Source organism: Pelagicoccus enzymogenes, from assembly GCF_014803405.1.
Taxonomy (GTDB): domain Bacteria; phylum Verrucomicrobiota; class Verrucomicrobiia; order Opitutales; family Opitutaceae; genus Pelagicoccus; species Pelagicoccus enzymogenes.
Map to the genome: position 1 here is coordinate 1 of NZ_JACYFG010000028.1, position 2313 is coordinate 2313.

2 protein-coding genes are annotated in these 2313 nt (G+C 62.3%); one reads left to right on the forward strand and one right to left on the reverse strand.

The window, feature by feature from the left end; all coding sequences use genetic code 11:
• Positions 1 to 59: 59 nt before the first annotated feature.
• On the reverse strand, positions 60 to 308 hold the full coding sequence (locus IEN85_RS10835; protein ID WP_191617109.1) for a hypothetical protein: 249 nt from the start codon (positions 306 to 308) through the stop codon (positions 60 to 62).
• 664 nt (positions 309 to 972) lie between these two features.
• Here IEN85_RS10835 and ltrA point away from each other — a divergent pair.
• Positions 973 to 2232 carry a group II intron reverse transcriptase/maturase gene (gene ltrA / locus IEN85_RS10840; protein WP_191616192.1) on the forward strand — a complete coding sequence of 420 codons (1260 nt, stop codon included), beginning with the start codon at positions 973 to 975 and terminating at the stop codon, positions 2230 to 2232.
• Positions 2233 to 2313 lie beyond the last annotated feature (81 nt).

Consider the following 2313-nt stretch of genomic DNA (forward strand, 5'->3'; position numbering starts at 1 on the left):
GCAGCCCTCGGAGTTGTGACGAGCGACTTGATATGCTCTTTTGATTTCCTTCGAGAGTTTCATAATTTTGTAACTGGATACCACATTCCTTCGCAGACGATAGGTCCCATCCTTTCCTTTATGTATCTTTCTTTAATGTCGTGGAAAGACACGTTCTCGATGACTTCTTCAATATCCGCTTCCACGTCGATTTCGTAACCTTCCTTCTGGATGATCTCCAGTGCCTTTTCTTTGGATCGAGCGGTCACGCCGAATGGAATGCCTCCATAACACTTGGTGCGGAAAAGGTATGGTATGAGGTCATTCATTCGTTCTGCATATCGTGAAAGCCATACGCGGAAGTCAGCGCGGAGCGCTGGCTGGAGTTGTATGGGCTGACTGGGTACGCCCGGCATGGGCGTCGACTGATGTGGTTAAAGTCCACTGCGCATGGAACCTGTAGGTTATGATCATTAGCGAAAGTAAACTAAGAAAAAGCGCTAGCCGAAGGCAACTGCGAAGTCGCGAGGCTTCGTGGGAAGGAAGCCCTAGGCAAAGCCGCGAGACGATGTACAAGAACGCCATACAAGGCCCAGCGCCTCGGGCGAGCGTGCCCAGCGACGCGAAGCCCGGAGAAGGTTCGGGGCGCAGGGTAAATGGCGCGTTTGCGCGGCGGAAGTCGACGTCCTTATCCGGGGAGGCCTCATGCTCCCGCGGGGATGGCTTAAACCTGCCATCGGATCTCCGCAGCTCCCGCAGCGATGCGGGAGTCGGACATGAGGAATCAGCAGAGGGCATAGTAGCGCCATGAGGCGAGCCGGGAGTAGCTGCCGACGGGGGACCCGTCCAGCGAAGGGTCCGAAACTCGCATGGGGCGAAGGCCCGAACCGACACGACGGGTTCCGGCCCGAACTCTCGCCCTGCGGGTATGCCTCGCCAGAGGTAGCGCAAGGGCGGCGGGAAGCGGACAGCCGGGACTCGGAACGCGACCTGATGGAAGCGATCCTGGACGCGGAGAACGTGTCCGGGGCGTGGAAGCGGGTGAGGGCCAACAAGGGCGCGGCGGGGGTGGACGGAGTGTCCGTTGAGGACTTCCCCGGCCTCTTCCGCGAAGCTTGGCCCAGGCTGCGCGAGCGGCTGGCGGAGGGCTCGTACGAGCCCGCGCCGACGTTGCGCGCGGAGATAGGCAAGCCCGACGGGGGCAAGAGGCTGCTGGGGATCCCGACCGTATTGGACCGGGTGATACAGCAGGCGATCGTGAGGGTTCTGGGGCCGATATTGGATCCGGGCTTCAGCGAAAGCAGCTTCGGCTTCCGTCCCAATCGCTCGGCGCGCCATGCGGTCGAGCAAGTTGGCGACACCATAAAGTCGGGTCGGCGCGTGGCGGTGGACTTGGACCTGTCCAAGTTCTTCGACCGCGTCGATCATGATATATTGATGTCGAGCCTTGGGAGGAAGGTCCGCGACAGGCGCGTCCTGCGCTTGGTGGGCAAGTACCTCCGGGCGGGAGTCCAGGTCGACGGGCGCCTGCATGCGACGAGGGGGGGCGTGCCTCAGGGCGGTCCGCTTTCGCCGCTGCTGGCCAACGTGGTCCTGGACGAGCTCGACAAGGAGCTCGAATCGCGCGGCCATCGCTTCGCCCGCTACGCGGACGACTTCGTCGTACTCGTCAAGAGCCCTCGGGCTGGCGAGCGGGTGATGGCGAGCGTGAGGAAGTTCCTCGAGCGCAGGCTCAAGCTGAAGGTGAACGAGGGGAAGAGCCGCGTCGTGAAGGCGAGGGAACTGGAGTTCCTCGGCTTCGCCTTCGGAACCGGCGGGAAGATCGTGTGGAGCGAGAAGTCGCTTGGCGTGTTCAAGCGCCGGATACGCGAGTACACGTGCCGCAGCTGGAGCGTGTCCATGGAACGCCGCCTGCTCAAGCTCGCCCAGTACGTTCGCGGCTGGATGGGCTACTACGGCGTCAGCCGGACCTTCAAGGAGGCCAGGCGCCTGGACCACTGGATCCGGCGCCGCGTGCGCTGCTGCTACTGGAAGCAATGGAAGACGCACTCGAACCGGGTCAGGCAGCTCGTGTCCCTCGGGGTCGATCTGCGGACCGCGGTCAAGACCGCGGTGACCCGGCTGGGGCATTGGAAGATGTCCAAGACTCCAGGGGTGAGCCAAGCCCTGTCGAAAGGCTATCTCAAGGGACAAGGGGTTCCGTCCCTGGTGGAACTCTGGACCCGTGTTCACTATCCGGATACGTCCCGATAGCGTGTGGGAACCGCCCGGTGCGGATCCGCATGCCGGGTGGTGTGGGGGCCGCGGGAGTTAATGCCCGTGGCTACCCGATTT